The sequence below is a fragment of the Pseudomonas sp. NFX71 genome (assembly GCF_048079215.1).
Lineage (GTDB): Bacteria > Pseudomonadota > Gammaproteobacteria > Pseudomonadales > Pseudomonadaceae > Aquipseudomonas > Aquipseudomonas fluorescens_B.
On record NZ_CP182230.1, the window covers coordinates 3,256,518 to 3,279,919 of the forward strand.

The window sequence follows — 23,402 nt, forward strand, 5'->3', positions numbered from 1 at the left end:
GCGCGAAGCGGCCCCGGCATTTCAAAGTTAAACCGCGTTCACGACTGCTTCGCAGCCGAACGGGGATAAATCCCCTCGGCACAGGGTTCGCCCCCACAGGGGGAAATTTGTTAATTCAGATGCTGATTCGCGACATCTTGATATCGGGTTCGTTACTGACGGTCAGCTGCTCAACGATCGCATCCTGCAAGCGGCTGCACAGCAATGGGTCGGACAATGGCTGGTTATTGGCGTCGGTGATGAAGAATACGTCTTCCACGCGTTCGCCGAGCGTCGCAATCTTGGCGTTCTGCAGCGACAGGTCGAACTCCAGGAAAATCGTACCGATCCGCGCCAGCAAGCCCGGCCGATCCGGGGCACTGAGCTCCAGCACCGTCACCGGCCGCTGGGCGTCGTTGTGGATCGTCACCTGCGGTGCAAACGCGAAATGCTTGAGCTGGCGCGGCACCCGTCGCTGGATGATCGTCGGGTAATCGTCCGGGTTGCGCAGGGCTTCGGTCAGGCCTTCGCGGATCTGTTTGACCCGTGCCGGATTATCGCCGATCGAATCGCCGTCAGTGTCGAGCACGATGTAGGTGTCGAGGGTGAACTGACTGCTGGACGTGATGACCCGGGCGTCGTGAATGTTCAGGTTCAACTGATCCATCGCCGCCACGGTCACGGCGAAGAAGTCGTGCTGGTCCGGCGCATAAATGAAGATCTGCGTACCGCCCTCGAACTCGCGCTGGGTGGTTTCCTTGATCAGCACCAACGGCCCGCCATCGGCCGGCTGCTGCAGGATCGCGTCGGTGTGCCAGGCCACGTCGCCGGCAGTGTGACGCAGGAAATAATCATCACCCAATTGCGACCACAACTGTTCGACGTCGTCCGGGTCGTTGCCGCCCCGCACCAGAATATCGAGGGCGGCGCTCTGGGTCTGGCGGATCTGCATTTCACGATCCACCGGATTCTCCAGGCCGCGGCGCAAGGCGCGCTTGGTCTCGGTGTAGAGCTGGCGCAACAGGCTGGCGCGCCAGGAGTTCCACAGTGTCGGGTTGGTGGCGTTGATGTCGGCGACGGTCAACACGTACAGATAATCAAGGCGGGTTTCGTCACCGACGATCTGCGCAAAATCGTGGATCACTTGCGGGTCGGACAAGTCTTTGCGCTGGGCAGTGGTCGACATCACCAGGTGGTTCTGCACCAGCCAGACGATCAGGCGGCTGTCCCACACTGGCAATTGATGTCGCTGGCAAAAGGCCTCGGCATCCACGGCGCCGATTTCCGAGTGATCGCCATGCCGGCCCTTGCCGATGTCGTGGTACAGCCCGGCCAGGTAGATCAGCTCGGGCTTGGGCAGCTTGCCCATGAGCTTGCTGGCCAGCGGGAATTTTTCCGACACTTGCGTGTATTGCAACTTACGCAGGTGCTTGATCAGGTTCAGCGTGTGCGCGTCGACCGTGTAGATGTGAAACAGGTCATGCTGCATCTGCCCGACAATGAAGCCGAACTCCGGCAGATAACGCCCGAGAATGCCGTAACGGTTCATCCGTCGCAGGTTGCGGTGGATGCCGATCTTGCACTTGAACAGCTCGATGAACAGGCTGGTGTTACGAATATCGTTGCGGAAATCGTCGTCGATCAAATGACGGTTTTCCCGCAGCAGACGAATCGTGTCGGCACGCACGCCCTTGATTTCCGGCTGCTGGGCCATCAGCACGAAAATCTCGAGCATGGCGAACGGCGTGCGGCGGAATACGTTGTCGTTGCGTGCCTCGATGTAACCGTCGTGCAACTGGAACCGCGAGTTGATCGGTTGCGGCGGCGCTTCATCTTCCGGCGCCAGGATGACTTCCTCGAAGTGCTGGATGATCAGGTCGCTGAGCTGCGCGATGCTCATGACCACCCGGTAATACTGCTGCATGAAGTTTTCGATGGCTTGCTTGGCGTCATCGCCCTCGAAGCCCAGCAGGCCGGCAATCGAACGCTGGTGGTCGAACAGCAAGCGGTCTTCGGAGCGACCGGCGAGCATGTGCAGCGCGTAACGAACCTTCCACAGGAATTCCTGAGAAGAGGCCAGCAGGGCATTTTCGCTCTCGACCAGGAAACCTTCCCCGGCCAGTGCCCGCAGGTTCAGGGTGCCGTACTCGCGACGGGCCACCCACAGAATCGTCTGAATATCCCGTAGTCCGCCGGGCGAGCCTTTGACGTTGGGTTCCAGGTTGTATTCGGTGTCGTTGTACTTGTGGTGACGGGCCTTCTGCTCGGCGCGCTTGGCCAGGAAGAAGTCCTTGCTCGGCCACATGTGCGCGGTGCTGGTGACATCCAGCATGCGCTGACGCAGGCGTTCGGGACCGGCGATGGTGCGGCTTTCCATCAGGTTGGTGATCACCGTCAGGTCGGCGCGGGCTTCTACCGCGCATTCGTCGACGGAGCGAACGCTCTGACCGACTTCCAGGCCGATGTCCCACAACAGCGTCAGAAAACGCTCGATGGAATCACGGAAAACTTCGTGGTCGGCGCTGTCCAGCAGGATCAGCAGGTCGATATCGGAGAAAGGATGCAACTCCCCACGACCGTAGCCGCCGACCGCGACCAGCGCGATGTCGGCGTCTTCGCTCCAGTTGAACTGCTCCCAGGCCTTTTGCAGGATGTTGTCGACGAACCAGGCGCGATCCTCGATCAGTCGGCGAATCTCCCGGCCGCTGCGAAAGCGTCCGTCAAGGACCTCTCGGGCCTGGCGGATCGCCTTTTTGAAAGCAGCGATCGGGCTGGCCTTCAGGGCCAGTTCAGCCTGGAACTGGCCACGGTCGAAGAGTTCGGGATCCACCTGCGGCATCGATTGGCTTTCCTTTCTATAAGGCTGGGAGCGGCGCGGTCCGGATCAGGCCGAAACGCGCGGGATGGTGTCATCGCTGCGCAAGGTGAAGATCTCGTAACCGGTCTCGGTCACTACCAACGTGTGCTCCCACTGTGCCGACAACTTGCGGTCCTTGGTGATCGCGGTCCAGCCGTCGCCCAGCACTTTTGTGTCGGCCTTGCCCTGGTTGATCATCGGCTCGATGGTGAAGGTCATGCCGGCCTTCAGTTCCATGCCGGTGCCGGCGCGGCCGTAGTGCAGGATCTGCGGCTCTTCGTGGAACACCTTGCCGATACCGTGGCCGCAGAACTCGCGAACCACCGAGAAACCGTTCTTTTCGGCGTGCTTCTGGATCACTTCACCGATGTCGCCCAGGCGGCAGCCGGGTTTGACGATCTCGATGGCCTTGTACATGCATTCCTGGGTCACTTGCGACAGGCGCTCGGCCCAGACCGGCACGGTGCCGACGTGGAACATGCGGCTGGTGTCGCCGTGGAAGCCATCCTTGATCACGGTGACGTCGATGTTCAGCGTGTCCCCGTCCTTCAATGGCTTCTCGTTCGGAATGCCGTGGCAGACCACGTGGTTGATCGAGGTGCAGATCGACTTCGGGTAGCCCTTGTAGTTGAGCGGGGCAGGAATGGCCTGCTGCACGTTGACGATGTAGTCGTGGCAGATGCGGTCCAGCTCTTCGGTGGTGATGCCCGGCTTGACGTGTTCAGCAATCATTTCCAGGACATCGGCGGCCAGTTTGCCGGCGACACGCATTTTTGCGATGTCCTCCGGGGTTTTGAGGGTGACGGTCATACAGGCTCTCTCTGCGCTCGATGGCGCTTGCTAACACGGAATGGGCAATGTGCGATCGATGTTCGCCGCCCTGAAAAACGCGATTCTAACAGACGATCAACGCAAATCTGAGCCTCTGTGCATCGCTTCTCTCTATAGATGGGCGCATTCTTGAGCGATTCCAAGGGCGCGGATGAAGGCGCGCGTCAGGAATTGAGAATCCGGGTTCCGTTTTTGCGAGCCCTGTGGTATAAAATGCGCCGCTTTCCGGGGATGCCCCGAAAGGCTTAAATCCACACACGTGTCGACACGATGACCTGGGTGCCTTCAGCTGATGCTGTTGGTTGGTCATTGGGATACGTGGAGGCCAAACCCGACTTATTAAGGAACTATCATGTCCCAAGTCAACATGCGCGATATGCTGAAGGCCGGTGTGCACTTCGGTCACCAGACCCGTTACTGGAACCCGAAAATGGGCAAGTACATTTTCGGCGCGCGTAACAAGATCCACATCATCAACCTTGAAAAAACCCTGCCAATGTTCAACGAAGCTCTGACTTTCGTAGAGCGTCTGGCCCAGGGCAAAAACAAGATTCTGTTCGTTGGCACCAAGCGTTCCGCTGGCAAGATCGTTGCTGAAGAAGCAGCACGTTGCGGTTCGCCGTACGTCGATCACCGCTGGTTGGGCGGCATGCTGACCAACTTCAAAACCATCCGTGCTTCCATCAAGCGTCTGCGTGACCTTGAAGTGCAAGCCGAAGACGGTACTTTCGCCAAGCTGACCAAGAAAGAAGCGCTGATGCGCACTCGCGATCTTGAGAAGCTCGATCGTTCCCTGGGTGGTATCAAGGACATGGGCGGTCTGCCAGACGCTCTGTTCGTTATCGACGTTGATCACGAGCGCATCGCGATCACCGAAGCCAACAAGCTGGGCATCCCGGTTATCGGCGTAGTCGATACCAACAGCAGCCCGGAAGGCGTTGACTACATCATCCCAGGCAACGATGACGCAATCCGCGCTATCCAGCTGTACATGGGTTCGATGGCTGACGCTGTAATCCGCGGTCGCAACCACGTTGCTGGCGGCACCGAGCAGTTCGTTGAAGAAGCTCCGGCAGCTGCAGCTGAGTAATTGACGCCTTGGCGTTGACTCAGTAAGCAAAAAGGGGGCTTGGCCCCCTTTTTGCCACCTCGAAAACCATTTGTCTGGTGGCGCAATTACAGCGTTTGTAACTTGCAGCTGCTAACAAGGGTGGTTCGGGAAGAATTGAACGCCCGTTCGATCGGGTGGAATGGTTGAAAACCTATCCAAGAGGAATTTTGAAATGGCAGAGATTACTGCAGCGTTGGTCAAAGAACTGCGCGAGCGTACTGGCGAAGGCATGATGGACTGCAAAAAAGCCTTGACCAAGGCTGGCGGCGACATCGAAAAAGCCATTGATGACATGCGCGCTTCGGGCGCCATCAAGGCTGCCAAGAAAGCAGGCAACGTAGCTGCTGAAGGCGCGATCGCACTGAAGGAAGACGGTAAATCCGCCGTTCTGCTGGAAGTGAACTCGCAGACCGACTTCCTGGCTCTGCAGGACGACTTCAAGGCATTTGTCGCTTCCAGCGTTGAAAAGGCGTTCGCTGACAAACTGACTGACGTCGCTCCGCTGATCGAAGCTCAAGAAGCCGATCGCCTGGTTCTGGTCGGCAAGGTTGGCGAAAACGTCAACATCCGTCGCCTGGTTCGCGTTGAAGGTGATGTGGTTGGTGGTTACCTGCACGGCAACAAGATCGGTGTTGCGGTTGTTCTGAAGGGCGGCAACGTTGAGCTGGCCAAAGACATCGCTATGCACGTAGCGGCCAGCAACCCTGAGTTCCTGCTGCCATCGGAAGTTTCGGCTGAAGCTATCGAGCGCGAAAAAGCTGTGTTCCTGCAGCTGAACGAAGAAAAAATCAAAGGCAAGCCAGAAAACATTGTTGAGAACATGGTCAAAGGCCGTATCAGCAAGTTCCTGGCTGAAGCGAGCCTGGTTGAGCAGGCGTTCGTCAAGAACCCTGAAGTCAAGGTCGGCGAACTGGCCAAGAAAGCCGGTGCTGAAATCGTTTCTTTCACCTACTTCAAAGTAGGCGAAGGCATCGAGAAGCCGGTCGACAACTTCGCTGAAGAAGTTGCTGCCCAGCTGGCTGCCGCCAAGCAATAAGACGGTTTTTCAACTGTCGCCCTGAAGAGGCTGCCCGCTTACGCGCGCAGCCTCTTTTCAGATGGGGCACCAATTTTTATTGGTTTCCCTTTGGAACTGGCTTACAAAGCCATGTTCCGATGGCGCTGAAGCAGCGCCAAGCTAGAGTGAACGCCAGCTGTAAACAGCTCGCAAAGAATTTTTAAAATACGCCGCAGGAGAGATTCGCAATGGCTCAGCAGGGCAGTGGTTATCAGGCTCGCTATAAACGCATTCTACTCAAGCTTAGCGGCGAGGCCCTGATGGGCTCGGAAGAGTTCGGGATCGATCCGAAAGTTCTGGATCGCATGGCGCTGGAAGTCGGCCAACTGGTCGGCATCGGTGTCCAGGTCGGTCTGGTGATCGGCGGCGGCAACCTGTTCCGCGGCGCAGCGCTGAGCGCAGCCGGCATGGATCGGGTCACGGGCGACCACATGGGCATGCTGGCCACTGTGATGAACGCCCTGGCCATGCGCGACGCGCTGGAACGTGCCAATATCTCGGCCATCGTGATGTCGGCCATTTCCATGGTTGGCGTGACCGATCACTATGATCGCCGCAAAGCCATGCGCCACCTGAACGCCAAGGAAGTCGTGATCTTCGCGGCTGGCACCGGCAATCCGTTCTTTACCACGGATTCGGCAGCCTGCTTGCGTGCGATCGAAATCGACGCTGACGTCGTGTTGAAAGCGACCAAGGTCGATGGTGTCTACACCGCCGATCCATTCAAGGACCCGCATGCCGAGAAGTTCGATCATCTGACCTACGATGAAGTGCTGGATCGCAAGCTGGGCGTGATGGATCTGACGGCCATTTGCCTGTGCCGCGACCACAAGATGCCGTTGCGCGTATTTAACATGAACAAGCCCGGCGCCCTGCTGAACATCGTACATGGCGGCGCTGAAGGGACCCTGATCGAGGAAGGCCAACAATGATCAACGAAATCAAGAAAGACGCTAAAGAGCGTATGCAGAAATCCGTCGAGTCGCTGATGCACAACTTCGGCCGTATTCGTACCGGTCAGGCGCACCCGAGCATTCTGGAAGGCGTGATGGTGCCGTACTACGGTTCCGATACTCCGATCAAGCAAGTGGCGAACATCACCGTCAAGGACGCCCGTACCCTGCAAGTCGTTGCCTTCGAGCGCAACATGCTGGGTGCTGTCGATAAAGCCATCGGCAGCGCCGGTCTGAACCTCAACCCGACCAACCTGGGTGAGCTGCTGCTGATCTCCATGCCGGCCCTGACCGAAGAAACCCGCAAGGGCTTCACCAAGCAGGCCCGCGATGTTGCTGAAGACGCCCGTGTTGCCGTGCGCAACATCCGTCGTGACGCGAACAGCCAGCTCAAGGATCTGGTCAAGGAAAAGGAAATCAGCGAAGACGAAGAGCGTCGCGCCACTGGCGAGATCGATGATCTGACCAAAAAGTACGTGGCTGAAATCGACGCGAATCTGGCGCAGAAAGAAAAAGACCTGATGGCCGTATAAGGGTCGCGTTTTCATGGAAAAGACCAAGCAGGTTGCGCCGTCCGCGGTGCCGCGCCATGTCGCGATCATCATGGATGGCAATAATCGCTGGGCGAAAAAACGCTTTATGCCGGGTGTCGCCGGGCATAAAGCGGGTGTGGATGCGGTTCGTGCAGTGATTGAGGTGTGTGCCGAGGCCAAGGTCGAGGTATTGACCCTGTTCGCCTTTTCCAGCGAGAACTGGCAGCGCCCGGCCGATGAGGTCAGTGCCTTGATGGACCTGTTCTTCAAGGCATTGCGTCGCGAGGCCAAGCGCCTCAACGAAAACAACATCAGTCTGCGCATCATTGGCGACCGTTCGCGTTTTCATCCAGAGCTTCAGGCGGCCATGCGCGAGGCTGAAGCCATGACCGCGGGTGCCAATCGCTTCGTCCTGCAGATCGCCGCCAACTACGGCGGTCAGTGGGACATCGCGCAAGCCGCGCAGCGTCTGGCGCGGGAAGTTCAGGCCGGTCATCTGCGTCCGGAAGACATTACCCCGGAACTGTTGCAAGCCTGCCTGGCCACCGGCGACCTGCCGTTGCCGGACCTGTGCATTCGCACCGGTGGCGAACACCGCATCAGCAACTTCCTGTTGTGGCAACTGGCCTACGCCGAGTTGTACTTCTCCGACCTGTTCTGGCCGGACTTCAAACACGACGCCATGCGCACCGCGCTGGCCGATTTCGCTTCTCGTCAGCGTCGCTTCGGTAAAACGAGCGAGCAGGTCGAGGCTGGAGCCCGGGTTTAATGCTTAAACAACGAATCATCACTGCGCTGATACTGCTGCCGATTGCCTTGTGCGGGTTTTTCCTGCTTGAAGGTTCCGGCTTCGCGCTGTTCATCGGGTTGGTCGTAACCCTCGGTGCCTGGGAATGGGCGCGCCTGGCGGGTTTCGCCGCTCAACCGATTCGCGTCGCCTACGCAGCAGTGGTCGCGTTGATGTTGTTTGTCATGCACATCCTGCCGGGACTTGCGCCCTGGGTGTTGGGTGCCTCGGTGCTGTGGTGGGGCGTGGCGACGTATCTGGTGCTGACCTATCCGCGTTCGAGCGAGCATTGGTCCGCAGCAGCGACCAAATTGGTGATCGGCCTGTTGATTCTCCTGCCGGCATGGCAAGGTCTGGTCGAAATCAAAAAACACGATTCCGGCAATGGCAATCTACTGATTTTGGCCGTGATGGTGCTGGTCTGGGGTGCCGATATTGGCGCCTATTTTTCCGGCAGGGCCTTCGGCAAGCGCAAGCTCGCGCCGCTGGTCAGCCCCGGCAAGAGCTGGGAAGGCGTGTATGGCGGCCTGGCGCTGAGCCTGGTCATCACCGTCATTGTCGGCCTGGTTCGCGACTGGACGGTTGCCGAGCTTTTCAAAGGGTTGATCGGTGCGGCCATTATCGTGTTCATCTCGGTGGTGGGCGACCTCACCGAAAGCATGTTCAAGCGCCAGTCCGGGATCAAGGACAGCAGTAATCTGCTGCCCGGTCACGGCGGTGTGCTGGATCGCATCGACAGCCTGACGGCCGCGATCCCTGTATTTGCTGTGCTGCTGTGGATGGCGGCACCGTGAGCCGCCCGCAGCAGATTACGGTCCTGGGTGCGACCGGTTCGATCGGTCTGAGCACGCTGGACGTCATTGCCCGACATCCCGAGCGGTATCAGGTTTTTGCCTTGAGCGGCTTCACGCGTCTGAGCGAGTTGCATGCGCTTTGCGTCCGGCATGTGCCGCGGTTCGCCGTCGTGCCAGAGCACAACGCCGCCCGGGTGTTGCAGGACGATTTGCGTGCAGCCGGTCTGTCGACTCGCGTGCTGGTGGGGGAGGCGGGCCTGTGTCAGGTCGCCTCCGATCCTGACGTCGACACGGTCATGGCGGCCATTGTCGGTGCGGCGGGCTTGCGTCCGACCCTGGCGGCAGTTGAGGCCGGTAAGAAAATTCTGCTGGCCAACAAAGAAGCGCTGGTGATGTCTGGCGCGCTGTTCATGCAGGCCGTACGCAAAAGCGGTTCGGTGCTGCTGCCGATCGACAGCGAGCACAACGCGATTTTCCAGTGCATGCCACAGGATTTTTCCCGTGGGCTCGGGGTCGTGGGCGTTCGTCGGATCTTGCTGACAGCCTCTGGCGGTCCGTTCCGGCAGACACCCTTGGCCGAACTGGCCGATGTAACGCCTGAGCAGGCCTGTGCGCACCCGACCTGGTCCATGGGGCGCAAGATCTCCGTGGATTCGGCGAGCATGATGAACAAGGGACTCGAGCTGATCGAAGCCTGCTGGCTGTTCGACGCCAAGCCTTCCCAGGTCGAAGTGGTGATTCACCCGCAGAGTGTGATTCATTCGCTGGTCGACTACATCGACGGTTCGGTATTGGCGCAGTTGGGCAATCCCGACATGCGCACACCGATCGCCAACGCCTTGGCCTGGCCGGAGCGTATCGATTCGGGCGTTGCTCCGCTGGATCTGTTCGCCATCGCACGCCTGGACTTCCAGGCGCCCGATGAAGAGCGTTTCCCATGCCTGCGCCTGGCGCGTCAGGCCGCCGAGGCGGGCAATAGCGCGCCAGCCATGCTCAATGCGGCAAATGAAGTAGCAGTCGCCGCCTTTCTCGACGGGCGGGTTCGCTATCTGGAAATCGCGAGTATCATCGAGGAAGTCTTGAATCTCGAGCCTGTGGTAGCGGTGAATGATCTCGAGGCGGTGTTCACGGCTGACGCGAAGGCGCGAGCCCTGGTGGAGCAATGGTTGAGTCGCCACGGGCGGTAAGTGCTGCAACAGGTTGGCCCATGCAGCACTGGATAGGATTGCGGAGAAAGTAGATGAGCGCGCTCTATATGATTGTCGGCACCCTGGTAGCCCTGGGCGTGCTGGTCACCTTCCACGAATTCGGCCATTTCTGGGTCGCGCGTCGCTGTGGGGTCAAAGTGCTGCGCTTCTCCGTGGGCTTCGGCATGCCGTTGCTGCGCTGGCACGACAAGAAAGGCACTGAGTTCGTCGTCGCCGCGATTCCGCTGGGTGGCTACGTGAAAATGCTCGACGAGCGCGAAGGCGAAGTGCCGGCCGATCAGCTCGATCAGTCCTTCAATCGCAAATCCGTCCGTCAGCGCATCGCAATCGTGTCGGCGGGGCCGATTGCCAACTTTTTACTGGCGATGATTTTTTTCTGGGTGCTCGCGATGCTCGGCAGCGAGCAGGTGCGGCCTGTCATCGGTGCCGTAGAGTCCGGCAGTATCGCGGCCAAGGCCGGTTTGAGCCCGGGTCAGGAAATTGTCGCCATCGATGGTGAGCCAACGTCGGGTTGGGGTGCGGTCAATCTGCAGCTGGTTCGTCGTCTGGGTGAGAGCGGTTCGCTGCAGGTGCTGGTGCGCGATCAGGGGTCCACAGCGGATTCGCCTCGTGAACTGGTCCTGGATAAATGGCTCAAGGGCGCGGATGAGCCGGATCCGATTCGCTCGTTGGGTATTCGTCCTTGGCGTCCGGCGTTGCCGCCAGTGCTGGCCGAGCTTGACCCGAAAGGTCCGGCGCAGGCAGCGGGCCTGAAAACCGGTGACCGGTTGTTGGCGCTTGATGGCAAGGCGCTGGATGACTGGCAGCAGGTGGTCGATACCGTTCGTACGCAACCAGATACCAAAATCATGCTGCGCATCGAGCGCGATGGTGCTCAAATCGACGTCCCCGTGACGCTGGCCGCTCGTGGCGAGAAGAAAGCCCCCAGCGGTTATCTGGGGGCTGGGGTGAAAGCGATCGATTGGCCACCGGAGATGATTCGCGAGGTCAGTTACGGTCCTTTGGCTGCGATTGGCGAGGGGGCTCGACGCACTTGGACCATGAGCGTACTGACCCTCGATTCACTCAAGAAAATGTTGTTCGGTGAGCTCTCGGTAAAAAACTTGAGTGGACCGATAACCATTGCTAAAGTGGCGGGCGCTTCTGCCCAGTCGGGCGTCGCTGATTTCCTGAATTTCCTTGCTTATCTGAGTATTAGCCTGGGGGTTCTGAATTTGTTGCCCATTCCTGTACTGGATGGGGGGCATTTGTTGTTTTATCTGATCGAGTGGGCGCGTGGTCGTCCCTTGTCGGATCGGGTGCAGGGTTGGGGGATACAGATCGGCATCAGTTTGGTGGTCGGGGTGATGTTGCTTGCTCTGGTCAATGATTTGGGCCGTCTGTAACACTTCGCTGATATTGCGAATCTGCCGCATTTTGCGGCAGTTTGTTTATTGCCAGTTGGAATAAGAAAGGACTTCATGAAACGTCTGCTGCTAACTGCGGTTCTCACCGTATTGATGATCGCCGAAGTTCACGCCGAGTCCTTCACTATCTCTGATATTCGCGTCAATGGCCTCCAGCGGGTCTCCGCGGGTAGCGTCTTTGGTGCCTTGCCGTTGAACGTCGGTGAACAGGCGGATGATCGTCGCCTGGTGGAATCCACTCGTGCGCTGTTCAAAACCGGGTTCTTTCAAGATATCCAGCTGGGCCGCGATGGCAACGTCCTGGTCATCACGGTAGTCGAGCGCCCGTCAGTCGCCAGTATCGAGATCGAAGGTAACAAGGCGATCTCCACTGAAGACCTGATGAAAGGCCTCAAACAGTCCGGTCTGGCCGAAGGCGAGATCTTCCAGCGTGCCACCCTTGAAGGTGTACGTAACGAACTGCAGCGCCAATATGTCGCGCAGGGTCGCTACTCGGCTACCGTCGACACCGAAGTGGTGCCGCAGCCGCGCAACCGCGTCGGCCTGAAGGTCAATATCAACGAAGGCACCGTCGCTGCTATCCAGCACATCAACGTGGTGGGTAACACGGTCTTTCCTGACGAAGACCTGATCGACCTGTTCGAACTCAAGACCACCAACTGGTTGTCGTTCTTCAAGAACGACGACAAGTACGCTCGTGAAAAACTTTCCGGTGACCTGGAACGTCTGCGTTCCTACTACCTGGACCGTGGCTACATCAACATGGATATCGCTTCGACCCAGGTGTCCATTACGCCGGACAAGAAGCACGTCTACATCACCGTCAACGTCAACGAAGGCGAGAAGTACACCGTTCGTGACGTCAAGCTGAGCGGCGACCTGAAAGTCCCTGAGGACCAGGTCAAGTCGTTGCTGCTGGTTCAGAAAGGCCAGGTGTTCTCGCGCAAGCTGATGACCACCACCTCCGAACTGATCACCCGCCGTCTGGGTAACGAGGGCTACACCTTCGCCAACGTCAACGGCGTGCCTCAGCCGCATGATGAAGACCACACCGTCGATATCACGTTCGCCGTCGATCCGGGCAAGCGTGCCTACGTCAACCGCATCAATTTCCGAGGCAACACCAAGTCCGAAGACGAAGTGCTGCGCCGTGAAATGCGTCAGATGGAAGGTGGCTGGGCTTCGACTTACCTGATCGACCAGTCCAAGACCCGTCTTGAGCGTCTCGGCTTCTTTAAAGAAGTGAACGTCGAAACCCCTGCTGTACCGGGTGTCGATGACCAGGTTGACGTGAACTACAGCGTTGAAGAACAAGCTTCCGGTTCGATTACCGCCAGCGTCGGCTTCGCACAGAGTGCCGGTCTGATCCTCGGTGGTTCGATCACCCAGAACAACTTCCTGGGTACGGGTAACAAGGTCAGCGTCGGCTTGACCCGCAGCGAATACCAGAGCCGCTATAACTTCGGTTATGTCGACCCGTACTGGACTGCTGATGGCGTGAGCCTGGGTTACAACGCGTTCTATCGCACCACTGACTACAAAGACCTCGACGTCGACGTAGCCAGCTATGCCGTGGACAGCCTGGGTGCGGGCGTGAGCGTCGGCTACCCGATCAGCGAAACGTCGCGCCTGACCTTCGGCCTGACTGCGCAACAGGACAAGATCAAGACTGGCCTGTACACCGTTGACGAGATCTTCGACTTCGTTAACAAGGAAGGCGACAACTACCTGAACTTCAAGGCTTCGGCCGGTTGGTCGGAATCGACCCTGAACAAGGGCGTACTGGCGACACGTGGTCATTCCCAAAGCCTGGTGCTGGAAACCACGACGCCGGGCAGCGACCTGTCGTTCTTCAAACTCGATTACCGTGGCCAGTTGTTCCAGCCACTGACCGAAAACTACACCATGCGCCTGCATACCGAGCTGGGTTATGGCGATGGCTACGGTTCGACCGATGGCTTGCCGTTCTATGAAAACTACTATGCTGGTGGTTTCAACTCGGTTCGTGGTTTCAAGGACAGCACCTTGGGTCCTCGCAGTACGCCGAGCCGCGGCACCAACCCGGGTACGGCACTTGATCCGGACCAGGATCCGCTGCCGTTCGGTGGTAACGTCTTGATCCAGGGCGGGGTAGAGGTCCTGTTCCCTCTGCCGTTCGTAAAAGATCAGCGCTCCCTGCGCACCTCGGTATTCTGGGATGTGGGTAACGTTTTCGACTCAACGTGCAAAGACACCACCAATGCGAACGGTTCGTCGTCCAACACCAAGTGCAACGACATCAGCCTGAGCAACATGGCTAGCTCTGTCGGTGTGGGTGTGACATGGGTTACCGCGCTGGGTCCTCTGAGTTTCGCGTTGGCCATGCCGATCAAGAAACCGGATGAGGCTGAAACTCAAGTGTTCCAATTCTCCCTCGGCCAGACGTTCTAAGCGTCTGACCCAAGATAACGACAATGGATTTTGTAGGAGTGCATCGTGCGTAAGTTGACTCAATTGGTTCTCCTGGCGACCGTACTGGTAGCAGGTCCGGCTTTTGCCGACATGAAAATCGCCGTTCTGAACTATCAGATGGCTCTGCTGGAATCCGACGCGGCCAAGAAATACGCCGTGGATGCCGAGAAAAAGTTCGGTCCGCAGCTGACCAAACTCAAGTCGCTGGAAAGCAGCGCCAAGGGCATTCAGGACCGTCTGATGGCGGGCGGCGACAAGATGCAGCAAGGCGAGCGTGAGCGCCTGGAACTTGAATTCAAGCAAAAGGCCCGTGACTTCCAGTTCCAGTCCAAGGAGCTGAACGAAGCCAAAGCCGTTGCTGACCGTGAAATGCTGAAGCAGCTCAAGCCGAAACTGGACAGTGCTGTGGAAGAAGTCATCAAGAAAGGTGCTTTTGACCTGGTCTTCGAGCGTGGCGCAGTGATTGATGTCAAGCCTCAGTACGACATCACTCGCCAGGTTATCGAGCGCATGAATCAGCTGAAGTAATCCATGACAGCGACCATAAAACTCGGCCAGTTGGCCGAGTTCCTCGGCGCCACCCTGCGTGGCGACCCGGAGAAGGAAATAACTGGGCTGGCCACTTTGCAAGAGGCTGGCCCAGCTCAGTTGAGCTTTCTGGCAAATCCTCAATACCGTAAATACCTGGCCGATAGCCGGGCTGCAGCCTTGTTGCTGAAAGCCGCTGACGCAGAAGGTTTTTCCGGTGAGGCGCTGATCGTGCCCGACCCGTATCTTGCTTATGCACGCATTTCCCACCTCTTCGATCCCAAGCCCAAGGCGGCTGCCGGTATTCATCCGACAGCGGTAGTGGCAGAGGACGCGGTGGTCGATCCGGCGGCGAGTATCGGTGCATTTGTGGTCATCGAAAGCGGGGCGCGAATTGATGCCGGGACAACCATCGGCGCGCACTGCTTCATCGGCGCTCGTAGTGTCATTGGCGAAGGTGGCTGGCTTGCACCGCGCGTCACGCTGTATCACGACGTGCGTATCGGCAAGCGGGTGGTGATTCAATCCGGTGCGGTACTGGGTGGCGAAGGTTTCGGTTTCGCCAACGAGAAAGGCATCTGGCAGAAAATCGCCCAGATCGGTGGTGTTCTGGTCGGTGACGATGTGGAGATTGGCGTGAATACCGCCATCGACCGCGGTGCGCTGGCCGATACCGTCATTGGTAATGGCGTCAAGCTCGACAATCAGATTCAGATCGCTCACAACGTCCAGATCGGTGATCACACCGCCATGGCCGCGTGCGTGGGGATCTCCGGCAGCACCAAGATCGGCAAGCATTGCATGCTCGCCGGTGGCGTCGGGCTGGTGGGGCATATCGAAATTTGCGACAAGGTTTTCATCACTGGGATGACCATGGTGACCCACTCGATTACCGAGCCGGGCTCCTACTCTTCCGGTACGGCCATGCAACCGGCTGCCGAATGGCGCAAAAGCGCGGCACGTATCCGTCAGCTCGATGACATCGCGCGGCGGCTGCGACAGCTGGAAAAGCGGACAGGGGAAGTGACCCCTGACGGTAATGCTTCATCAGATGGCTGATACCATTTCCATATCAAGTGTGCACAGCCGCTAGACTGCCTCCTTGATTTGCTAGAGGAACGCGCGTCAGTCGCGCGTTTCCAATCTTTACATAGGCTTCCCCCCGAAATGATGGACATCAACGAGATTCGCGAATACCTGCCTCACCGTTACCCGTTCCTGCTGGTGGACCGGGTCGTGGAACTGGACGTGGAAGGCAAGCGCATTCGCGCCTACAAGAATGTCAGCATCAACGAACCGTTCTTCAATGGTCACTTCCCCGCGCATCCAATCATGCCGGGCGTACTGATCATCGAAGCGATGGCTCAGGCTGCCGGTATCCTTGGTTTCAAAATGCTCGACGTGAAGCCTGCCGACGGCACGCTCTACTACTTCGTCGGCTCCGACAAGCTGCGTTTTCGCCAGCCCGTCACTCCAGGCGATCAATTGATCCTCGAAGCCCGTTTCATCAGCTGCAAGCGTCAGATCTGGAAGTTCGAGTGCCAGGCTTCGGTCGATGGCAAGCCAGTCTGCTCCGCTGAAATCATCTGCGCGGAACGCAAACTATGAGTTTGATTGACCCTCGCGCAATCATCGATCCGACGGCCGTTCTGGCTGAAGGTGTCGAGGTCGGCCCATGGTCGATCGTCGGCGCAGGTGTGGAAATCGGCGAGGGGACAGTGATCGGGCCGCATGTGATTCTCAAGGGCCCGACCCGAATCGGTAAGCACAACCGCATTTACCAGTTTTCTTCGGTAGGTGAGGACACGCCCGATCTGAAATACAAAGGCGAAGAAACCCGTCTGGTCATCGGTGACCATAACGTCATCCGTGAAGGCGTGACGATTCATCGCGGGACCATTCAGGACCGTTCGGAAACGACCCTGGGCGATCACAACCTGATCATGGCCTATGCCCACATCGGCCACGACAGTGTCATCGGTAACCACTGCATCCTCGTCAACAACACTGCGTTGGCTGGCCATGTGCACGTTGAAGACTGGGCGATCCTGTCCGGCTTTACCCTGGTTCACCAGTATTGCCACATTGGCGCCCACAGCTTTTCCGGCATGGGTACCGCCATTGGCAAGGACGTTCCCGCCTACGTCACGGTGTTCGGCAACCCGGCCGAAGCCCGTAGCATGAACTTCGAAGGCATGCGTCGCCGTGGTTTCAGCGAAGACGCGATCCACGCCCTGCGTCGTGCCTACAAGGTGGTTTACCGCCAGGGCCTGACCGTCGAGCAGGCGCTCGCCGAACTGGCCGAACCTTCGGCGCAGTTTCCGGAAGTCGCGGTGTTCCGTGATTCCATCCAGTCTTCGACCCGCGGCATCACGCGTTAATCATGGCTAATCTGCGTATTGCGCTGGTGGCGGGTGAGGCTTCCGGTGACATTCTGGGCGCCGGTCTCATGCGTGCGCTCAAGGCACAGCATCCGGCGGTCGAGTTCATCGGTGTCGGTGGTCCGCTGATGCAGGCCGAAGGCCTGACCTCGTATTTCCCGATGGAACGTCTCTCGGTCATGGGCCTGGTGGAAGTGCTGGGTCGGCTGCGCGAGTTGCTCAAGCGCCGCAAGCAGCTGATCGCCGACCTGATTGCCGAGAAGCCGGATGTGTTCATCGGTATCGATGCCCCGGACTTCAACCTGAATATCGAACTCAAGCTGCGTCAGGCCGGAATCAAGACCGTGCACTACGTCAGCCCGTCGGTCTGGGCGTGGCGGCAGAAGCGGGTGCTGAAGATTCGCGAAGGTTGCGACCTGATGCTGACGCTGTTTCCGTTCGAAGCAAAATTCTATGAAGAGAAAGGCGTGCCGGTGCGGTTTGTCGGGCATTCCCTGGCCGATGCGATCCCGCTTGAAGCGGATCGCGCTGCTGCACGGGCCGAGCTCGGTCTGCCGGACGGGCCGTTGGTCGCGCTGATGCCCGGCAGTCGCGGCGGTGAAGTGGGGCGTCTGGGGGCGTTGTTCCTCGATACCGCCCAACGTCTGCGCGCCCTGCGTCCTGGCGTGCGGTTCGTCATGCCTTGCGCCAGTCCTCAGCGACGTGCGCAGCTTGAAGAGTTGCTCGTCGGTCGCGATCTGCCGCTGACCCTGCTCGATGGCAAGTCCCATCTGGCGCTGGCCGCCTGCGACGCGGTGTTGATCGCCTCCGGTACGGCTACCCTCGAGGCCTTGTTGTACAAGCGGCCGATGGTCGTTGCCTATCGTCTGGCGCCACTGACGTTCTGGATTCTCAAACGCATGGTCAAGAGTCCCTACGTCTCGTTGCCGAACCTGTTGGCCCAGCGCCTGTTGGTGCCCGAGTTGCTGCAGGACGATGCGACCGTTGAAGCGCTGGCCCAGACGCTGTCGCCATTGATCGAAGGTGGCGAAGAGCAGACTCGCGGCTTTGATGAAATTCACCGGACCCTTCGTCTGGATGCCTCCAACCAGGCTGCAGATGCAGTGCTGAAGCTGATCGGCCAAGTACAATGAGTAAAACAAGCATGCAAATGGGGCTGGATTTCACCTTGGTCGCTGAAGTCGAAGATCTGGTTGCCGGTGTTGACGAAGTCGGTCGCGGCCCGCTCTGCGGTGCCGTGGTAACCGCGGCTGTGATCCTCGATCCGAACCGTCCGATCCTCGGTCTCAACGATTCGAAGAAGCTCACCGAAGCCCGCCGCGAAAAGCTCTACGACGAAATTTGCGAAAAAGCCTTGAGCTGGTGCATCGCGCGCGCGGAAGTCGAAGAAATCGACGAGTTGAACATCCTTCATGCCACCATGCTGGCCATGCAACGCGCGATCGAAGGCCTGCACATTCAACCGAAACTGGCGATGATCGACGGTAACCGCTGCCCGAAACTGTCCATGCGCGCCGAAGCAGTGGTGCAGGGCGACGGCAAGGTTCCGGCCATCGCTGCGGCATCGATTCTTGCCAAGGTCAGCCGCGACCGTGAGATGGCTGCCTTCGAATTGATTTACCCGGGTTACGGTATCGGTGGTCACAAAGGTTATCCGACACCCGTTCATCTGGAAGCGCTGGCACGCTTGGGCCCGACCCCGATTCACCGCCGCTCGTTTGCTCCAGTGCGGTTGGCATATGAAGCTCGGGAAAGCCTGATCGAGAGTTAGTTGCAAGGCTGATGTTTTTCCCAAGGCCCGGTACAATCCGGGCCTTGTTGTTTTCATGACATAACGCAGGATCACTATGCCGGCTTCATTCGTTCATCTACGCCTGCACACTGAATATTCCCTGGTCGACGGTCTGGTGCGGATCAAACCGCTGGTCAAGACCCTGGTCGGCATGAACATGCCTGCCGTGGCGGTCACCGACCAGAACAACATGTGTTCCCTGGTCAAATTCTATAAAGCCGCCATGGGCGCAGGTATCAAGCCGATCTGCGGCGCCGACCTGTGGCTGTCGAACAAGGATCCGGACAACGCCCTGAGCCGGATCAGCCTGCTGGCCATGAACGCTGTCGGCTATCGCAACCTCACTGAACTGATCTCCCGCGGCTTCATCGACGGCCAGCGCAATGGCTCGGTCATCATCGAGCGCGAGTGGGTGGCCGAGGCCAGCGAAGGCTTGATCATGCTGTCGGCGGCAAAAGAAGGCGAGATCGGCCTGGCCATGCTCAGCGGCAATCCGGCTGAAGCGGAAAATCTGGCGCGCGAGTGGATGGAGGTGTTCCCGGATCGCTTTTACCTGGAAATCCAGCGCACCAATCGCCCCAACGATGAAGAGCAGTTGCACGGCGCGGTGGCCCTGGCGGAGAAGATCGGCGCGCCACTGGTCGCGACCAACGACGTGCGCTTCATCAAGCAGGAAGACTTTGCCGCTCACGAGACCCGCGTCTGCATCGGTGAGGGCCGCGCCCTCGACGATCCGCGGCGTTCGAAGAATTACAGTGATCAGCAATACCTCAAAAGCGCCGAGGAAATGGCCGAGCTGTTCAGCGACATTCCCGAGGCGCTGGAAAACACCGTCGAGATCGCCAAGCGCTGCAACATTGAAGTGAAACTGGGCACGCACTTCCTGCCCAACTTCCCGATTCCCGATGGCATGACCATCGACGAGTATTTCCGCAAGGTGTCCTTCGATGGCCTGGAAGAGCGCCTCAGCGTTCTGCTGCCCAAGGACACCACCGAAGACTACGAAGCCAAGCGTCAGGTCTACGTCGACCGGCTGAATTTCGAGCTGGATATCATCATCCAGATGGGGTTCCCCGGTTACTTCCTCATCGTTATGGACTTTATCCAGTGGGCCAAGAGCAACGGCGTGCCGGTAGGTCCGGGCCGTGGTTCGGGTGCCGGTTCGCTGGTGGCCTATGTGCAGAAGATCACCGACCTCGACCCGCTGGAATATGACCTGCTGTTCGAACGTTTCCTTAACCCGGAACGGGTATCGATGCCCGACTTCGACGTCGACTTCTGCATGGACGGTCGTGACCGGGTCATCGACTACGTGGCCGAAAAGTACGGGCGCAACGCGGTAAGTCAGATCATCACCTTCGGTTCCATGGCCGCCAAGGCTGTGGTCCGCGACGTGGCGCGGGTGCAGGGCAAGTCCTACGGCCTGGCGGATCGTCTGTCGAAGATGATTCCGTTCGAAGTCGGCATGACCCTGGAAAAAGCCTACGAGCAGGAAGAAATCCTCCGCGACTTCATCAAGGTTGATGAAGAGGCCGCGGAAATCTGGGAAATGGCGCGCAAGCTCGAAGGGGTCGTGCGTAACGTCGGCAAACACGCCGGTGGTGTGGTGATCGCACCGACCAAGCTGACCGACTTCTCGCCGATCTATTGCGACGAGGCCGGTGACGGCCTGGTGACCCAGTTCGACAAGGACGACGTTGAAGCTGCCGGCCTGGTGAAGTTCGACTTCCTCGGCCTGCGGACCCTGACGGTCATCGACTGGGCGCTGAAAACGATCAACCGCGACCGCGCCAAGGTCGATGAGCCGCCGCTGGACATTGCGTTCATCCCGCTCGATGACAAACCGACCTACCAGCTGCTGCAAAAAGCTGAAACCACCGCGGTGTTCCAGCTCGAGTCGCGCGGCATGAAAGAGCTGATCAAAAAGCTCAAGCCCGACTGCCTGGAAGACTTGATCGCACTGGTGGCCCTGTTCCGTCCGGGCCCTTTGCAATCGGGCATGGTTGACGACTTTATCAACCGTAAGCACGGTCGCGCCGAACTCGCGTACCCGCACTCGGACTACCAGTACGAAGGTCTGAAACCGGTATTGGCACCGACTTACGGCATCATCCTGTATCAGGAACAGGTGATGCAGATTGCCCAGGTCATGGCCGGTTACACCCTCGGTGGTGCGGACATGCTGCGTCGGGCCATGGGTAAGAAAAAGCCCGAGGAAATGGCCAAGCAGCGCGGTGGTTTCATTGAGGGTTGCGCCACCAACAACATCGATGCTGACCTCGCCGGTAACATTTTCGACCTGGTGGAGAAATTCGCCGGTTATGGCTTCAACAAATCCCACTCCGCTGCTTACGGCCTGGTTTCGTACCAGACCGCGTGGCTGAAAACGCACTACCCGGCGCCGTTCATGGCCGCGGTACTGTCGGCGGATATGCACAACACCGACAAGGTCGTGACCTTGATCGAAGAAATTCGCACCATGAAGCTGCGTCTCGACGCGCCGGATGTGAATACTTCGGAGTTCAAGTTCACGGTGAATGACGAAGGCCGCATTATCTATGGCCTCGGCGCGATCAAGGGTGTGGGCGAAGGGCCGGTGGAAGCGATCACCGAGGCGCGTCAGGACGGGCCGTTCAAGGACCTGTTCGATTTTTGCGCCCGTGTCGACCTCAAGCGCATCAACAAGCGCACGCTGGATGGTTTGATCCGAAGCGGTGCGCTGGATCGTCTGGGGCCCTGTTTCCATGACGAGCCGAAAGCCTATCAAGCGAGCATCGACCAGAACCGCGCGGTCTTGCTGAATGCGATGGAAGGGGCGATCAAGGCCGCCGAACAAACCGCCCGCACCCACGACAGTGGTCACGCCGACCTGTTCGGCGGGCTGTTCGTAGAAGAGGACGCGGACGTCTATGCCAATCACCGCAAGGCGAAAGAGCTGACCCTGAAGGAACGCCTTAAAGGGGAGAAAGACACCCTGGGGTTGTACCTGACCGGTCACCCGATCGATGAATACGAAGGCGAAATCCGCCGTTTCGCCCGCCAGCGGATCATCGACCTGAAGCCGGCTCGTGATACACAGACCGTCGCAGGCATGATCATCGCCCTGCGGGTGATGAAGAACAAAAAGGGTGACAAGATGGGGTTCATCACCCTTGACGATCGTTCTGGCCGGATCGAAGCCTCGCTGTTCGCCGACGCGTTCCATTCCGCGCAGTCGCTGTTGCAGACTGACGCGATGGTGGTGGTCGAAGGCGAGGTCAGCAACGACGACTTCTCCGGCGGTTTGCGCCTGCGGGTCAAGCGGGTGATGAGCATGGAGGACGCGCGCACCAACCTGGCCGAAAGCCTGCGATTGAAGCTGCAGACCAAGGATTTGAAAGGCGATCAGCTACGCTGGCTGGGTGAGTTGTTCAAGCGTCACCGCGGCGCATGCCCGATCACCATGGAATACACGAGCCCCGATGCGAAGGCCTTGCTGCAGTTCGGCGAGACCTGGCGAATCGACCCGGCGGATGCGTTGATTCAAGCCCTGCGTGACCAGTTCGGGCGAGACAACGTCTTCCTCCAATACCGTTGACGGTCAGGTGCCTTCCATACGCCCTGATCTCGACCTGAATTTTTAATCTCGACCTGAACGCGCCTGTCCCTTAAGGTAGGGCGCGAATAGACAACCGGCCGGCCCAAGCTCTCTTGGACGTCGACCCTAGACGGACGCCTATGAACCCGAATTTTCTAGATTTCGAACAGCCGATCGCCGACCTGCAAGCCAAGATCGAAGAGTTGCGCTTGGTCGGTAACGACAATTCGCTGAATATCGGCGATGAGATCTCCCGCCTGCAGGACAAAAGCAGCACGCTGACCGAGGATATCTTCGGCAAGCTGACCAGCTGGCAGATCGCGCGTCTGGCGCGTCATCCGAAACGTCCATACACCCTGGACTACATCGAACACATCTTCACCGAGTTCGACGAACTGCACGGCGACCGTCACTTTTCCGACGACGCTGCCATCGTTGGCGGCGTGGCCCGTCTGGATGACCAGCCGGTGATGATCATCGGTCACCAGAAAGGCCGCGAAGTGCGCGAGAAGGTTCGCCGCAACTTCGGCATGCCGCGTCCGGAAGGCTACCGCAAGGCGTGCCGCCTGATGGAAATGGCCGAACGCTTCAAGATGCCGATCCTGACCTTCATCGATACGCCGGGCGCCTACCCGGGCATCGACGCTGAAGAGCGCAACCAGAGCGAAGCGATCGCCTGGAACCTGCGCGTCATGGCCCGCCTGAAAACCCCAATCATCGCCACCGTGATCGGTGAAGGTGGTTCCGGTGGTGCACTGGCCATCGGTGTGTGCGATCAGCTGAACATGTTGCAGTATTCGACCTATGCGGTGATCTCGCCGGAAGGCTGTGCTTCGATTCTGTGGAAAACCGCAGAAAAAGCACCGGATGCCGCTGAGGCCATGGGCATCACTGCCGAGCGCCTGAAAGGCCTGGGCATCGTGGATAAAGTGATCGGCGAGCCTTTGGGCGGCGCTCATCGTGATCCGGCTGCGGCCGCTGCATCGATCCGTGCCGAGCTGAGCTCGCAGCTGGCGATGTTGAAGAAGTTTGATAACGAAGCGCTGCTGGCCCGTCGTTACGAGCGTCTGATGAGCTACGGTCTCTGACCTGACTGCGCTGTACCCCATGTGGGAGCGAGCCTGCTCGCGATGAGGGTTTAACATTCAACAAATTTG

The 23,402-nt window shown here is 58.7% G+C and carries 19 protein-coding genes; 17 read left to right on the plus strand and 2 right to left on the minus strand.

The genetic code is table 11. The features are described 5' to 3' along the window. Positions 1-115: 115 nt before the first annotated feature. Together ACM1ZW_RS14930 and map are read right to left on the minus strand one after the other, a co-directional pair. The gene (locus tag ACM1ZW_RS14930; RefSeq protein WP_017336699.1) at positions 116-2,818 is read right to left on the minus strand and encodes a [protein-PII] uridylyltransferase; all 2,703 of its coding nucleotides are present in this window, start codon (positions 2,816-2,818) and stop codon (positions 116-118) included. Between the two features lie 45 nt (positions 2,819-2,863). After that, positions 2,864-3,646: a type I methionyl aminopeptidase gene (gene map / locus ACM1ZW_RS14935; protein WP_017336700.1), complete on the minus strand. Its 783-nt coding sequence runs from the start codon at positions 3,644-3,646 to the stop codon at positions 2,864-2,866. A 373-nt stretch (positions 3,647-4,019) separates the two neighbouring features. Here map and rpsB point away from each other — a divergent pair, with 373 nt between their 5' ends. The 17 genes from rpsB (at position 4,020) to ACM1ZW_RS15020 (ending at position 23,333) form a co-directional block, all read left to right on the plus strand. Further along, a complete protein-coding gene (gene rpsB / locus ACM1ZW_RS14940) occupies positions 4,020-4,757 on the plus strand; it encodes a 30S ribosomal protein S2 (protein ID WP_007907989.1) in 738 nt (245 codons plus the stop codon). Positions 4,758-4,950: 193 nt separating this feature from the next. Then, the gene (gene tsf, locus ACM1ZW_RS14945; protein WP_017336701.1) at positions 4,951-5,814 is read left to right on the plus strand and encodes a translation elongation factor Ts; all 864 of its coding nucleotides are present in this window, start codon (positions 4,951-4,953) and stop codon (positions 5,812-5,814) included. Between the two features lie 209 nt (positions 5,815-6,023). Next, positions 6,024-6,767: a UMP kinase gene (pyrH, locus tag ACM1ZW_RS14950; protein ID WP_003172271.1), complete on the plus strand. Its 744-nt coding sequence runs from the start codon at positions 6,024-6,026 to the stop codon at positions 6,765-6,767. Next, positions 6,764-7,321 (plus strand): ribosome recycling factor, encoded by a 558-nt coding sequence (frr, locus tag ACM1ZW_RS14955; RefSeq protein WP_008028968.1) that lies wholly within the window; start codon positions 6,764-6,766, stop codon positions 7,319-7,321. The genes pyrH and frr overlap by 4 nt, the downstream gene beginning before the upstream one ends. Before the next feature lie 13 nt (positions 7,322-7,334). Then, entirely contained in the window at positions 7,335-8,090 is a 756-nt protein-coding gene (gene uppS / locus ACM1ZW_RS14960) for a polyprenyl diphosphate synthase (protein WP_017336702.1), read from the plus strand. Beyond that, a complete protein-coding gene (locus tag ACM1ZW_RS14965; RefSeq protein WP_017336703.1) occupies positions 8,090-8,902 on the plus strand; it encodes a phosphatidate cytidylyltransferase in 813 nt (270 codons plus the stop codon). The genes uppS and ACM1ZW_RS14965 overlap by 1 nt, the downstream gene beginning before the upstream one ends. Further along, positions 8,899-10,089: a 1-deoxy-D-xylulose-5-phosphate reductoisomerase gene (ispC, locus tag ACM1ZW_RS14970; protein ID WP_017336704.1), complete on the plus strand. Its 1,191-nt coding sequence runs from the start codon at positions 8,899-8,901 to the stop codon at positions 10,087-10,089. The genes ACM1ZW_RS14965 and ispC overlap by 4 nt, the downstream gene beginning before the upstream one ends. Positions 10,090-10,142: 53 nt before the next feature. Next, positions 10,143-11,495, plus strand: coding sequence for a sigma E protease regulator RseP (rseP, locus tag ACM1ZW_RS14975; RefSeq protein ID WP_017336705.1), 1,353 nt, complete (start codon positions 10,143-10,145; stop codon positions 11,493-11,495). A gap of 75 nt (positions 11,496-11,570) precedes the next feature. Further along, the gene (gene bamA, locus ACM1ZW_RS14980; protein ID WP_017336706.1) at positions 11,571-13,946 is read left to right on the plus strand and encodes an outer membrane protein assembly factor BamA; all 2,376 of its coding nucleotides are present in this window, start codon (positions 11,571-11,573) and stop codon (positions 13,944-13,946) included. Between the two features lie 45 nt (positions 13,947-13,991). After that, on the plus strand, positions 13,992-14,495 hold the full coding sequence (locus ACM1ZW_RS14985; RefSeq protein ID WP_007907155.1) for an OmpH family outer membrane protein: 504 nt from the start codon (positions 13,992-13,994) through the stop codon (positions 14,493-14,495). Positions 14,496-14,498: 3 nt separating this feature from the next. After that, a complete protein-coding gene (gene lpxD, locus ACM1ZW_RS14990) occupies positions 14,499-15,554 on the plus strand; it encodes a UDP-3-O-(3-hydroxymyristoyl)glucosamine N-acyltransferase (RefSeq protein WP_017336707.1) in 1,056 nt (351 codons plus the stop codon). Positions 15,555-15,662: 108 nt separating this feature from the next. Next, a complete protein-coding gene (gene fabZ / locus ACM1ZW_RS14995; protein ID WP_017336708.1) occupies positions 15,663-16,103 on the plus strand; it encodes a 3-hydroxyacyl-ACP dehydratase FabZ in 441 nt (146 codons plus the stop codon). Then, entirely contained in the window at positions 16,100-16,876 is a 777-nt protein-coding gene (lpxA, locus tag ACM1ZW_RS15000; protein WP_414884870.1) for an acyl-ACP--UDP-N-acetylglucosamine O-acyltransferase, read from the plus strand. The genes fabZ and lpxA overlap by 4 nt, the downstream gene beginning before the upstream one ends. A gap of 2 nt (positions 16,877-16,878) precedes the next feature. Further along, on the plus strand, positions 16,879-18,009 hold the full coding sequence (gene lpxB / locus ACM1ZW_RS15005; RefSeq protein ID WP_017336710.1) for a lipid-A-disaccharide synthase: 1,131 nt from the start codon (positions 16,879-16,881) through the stop codon (positions 18,007-18,009). 11 nt (positions 18,010-18,020) lie between these two features. Continuing rightward, on the plus strand, positions 18,021-18,647 hold the full coding sequence (rnhB, locus tag ACM1ZW_RS15010; protein ID WP_017336711.1) for a ribonuclease HII: 627 nt from the start codon (positions 18,021-18,023) through the stop codon (positions 18,645-18,647). Positions 18,648-18,723: 76 nt separating this feature from the next. Beyond that, positions 18,724-22,245, plus strand: a complete 3,522-nt coding sequence (gene dnaE, locus ACM1ZW_RS15015) for a DNA polymerase III subunit alpha (RefSeq protein WP_017336712.1) — start codon at positions 18,724-18,726, stop codon at positions 22,243-22,245. Positions 22,246-22,385: 140 nt separating this feature from the next. Beyond that, positions 22,386-23,333: an acetyl-CoA carboxylase carboxyltransferase subunit alpha gene (locus ACM1ZW_RS15020; RefSeq protein WP_084322283.1), complete on the plus strand. Its 948-nt coding sequence runs from the start codon at positions 22,386-22,388 to the stop codon at positions 23,331-23,333. Positions 23,334-23,402: the final 69 nt, after the last annotated feature.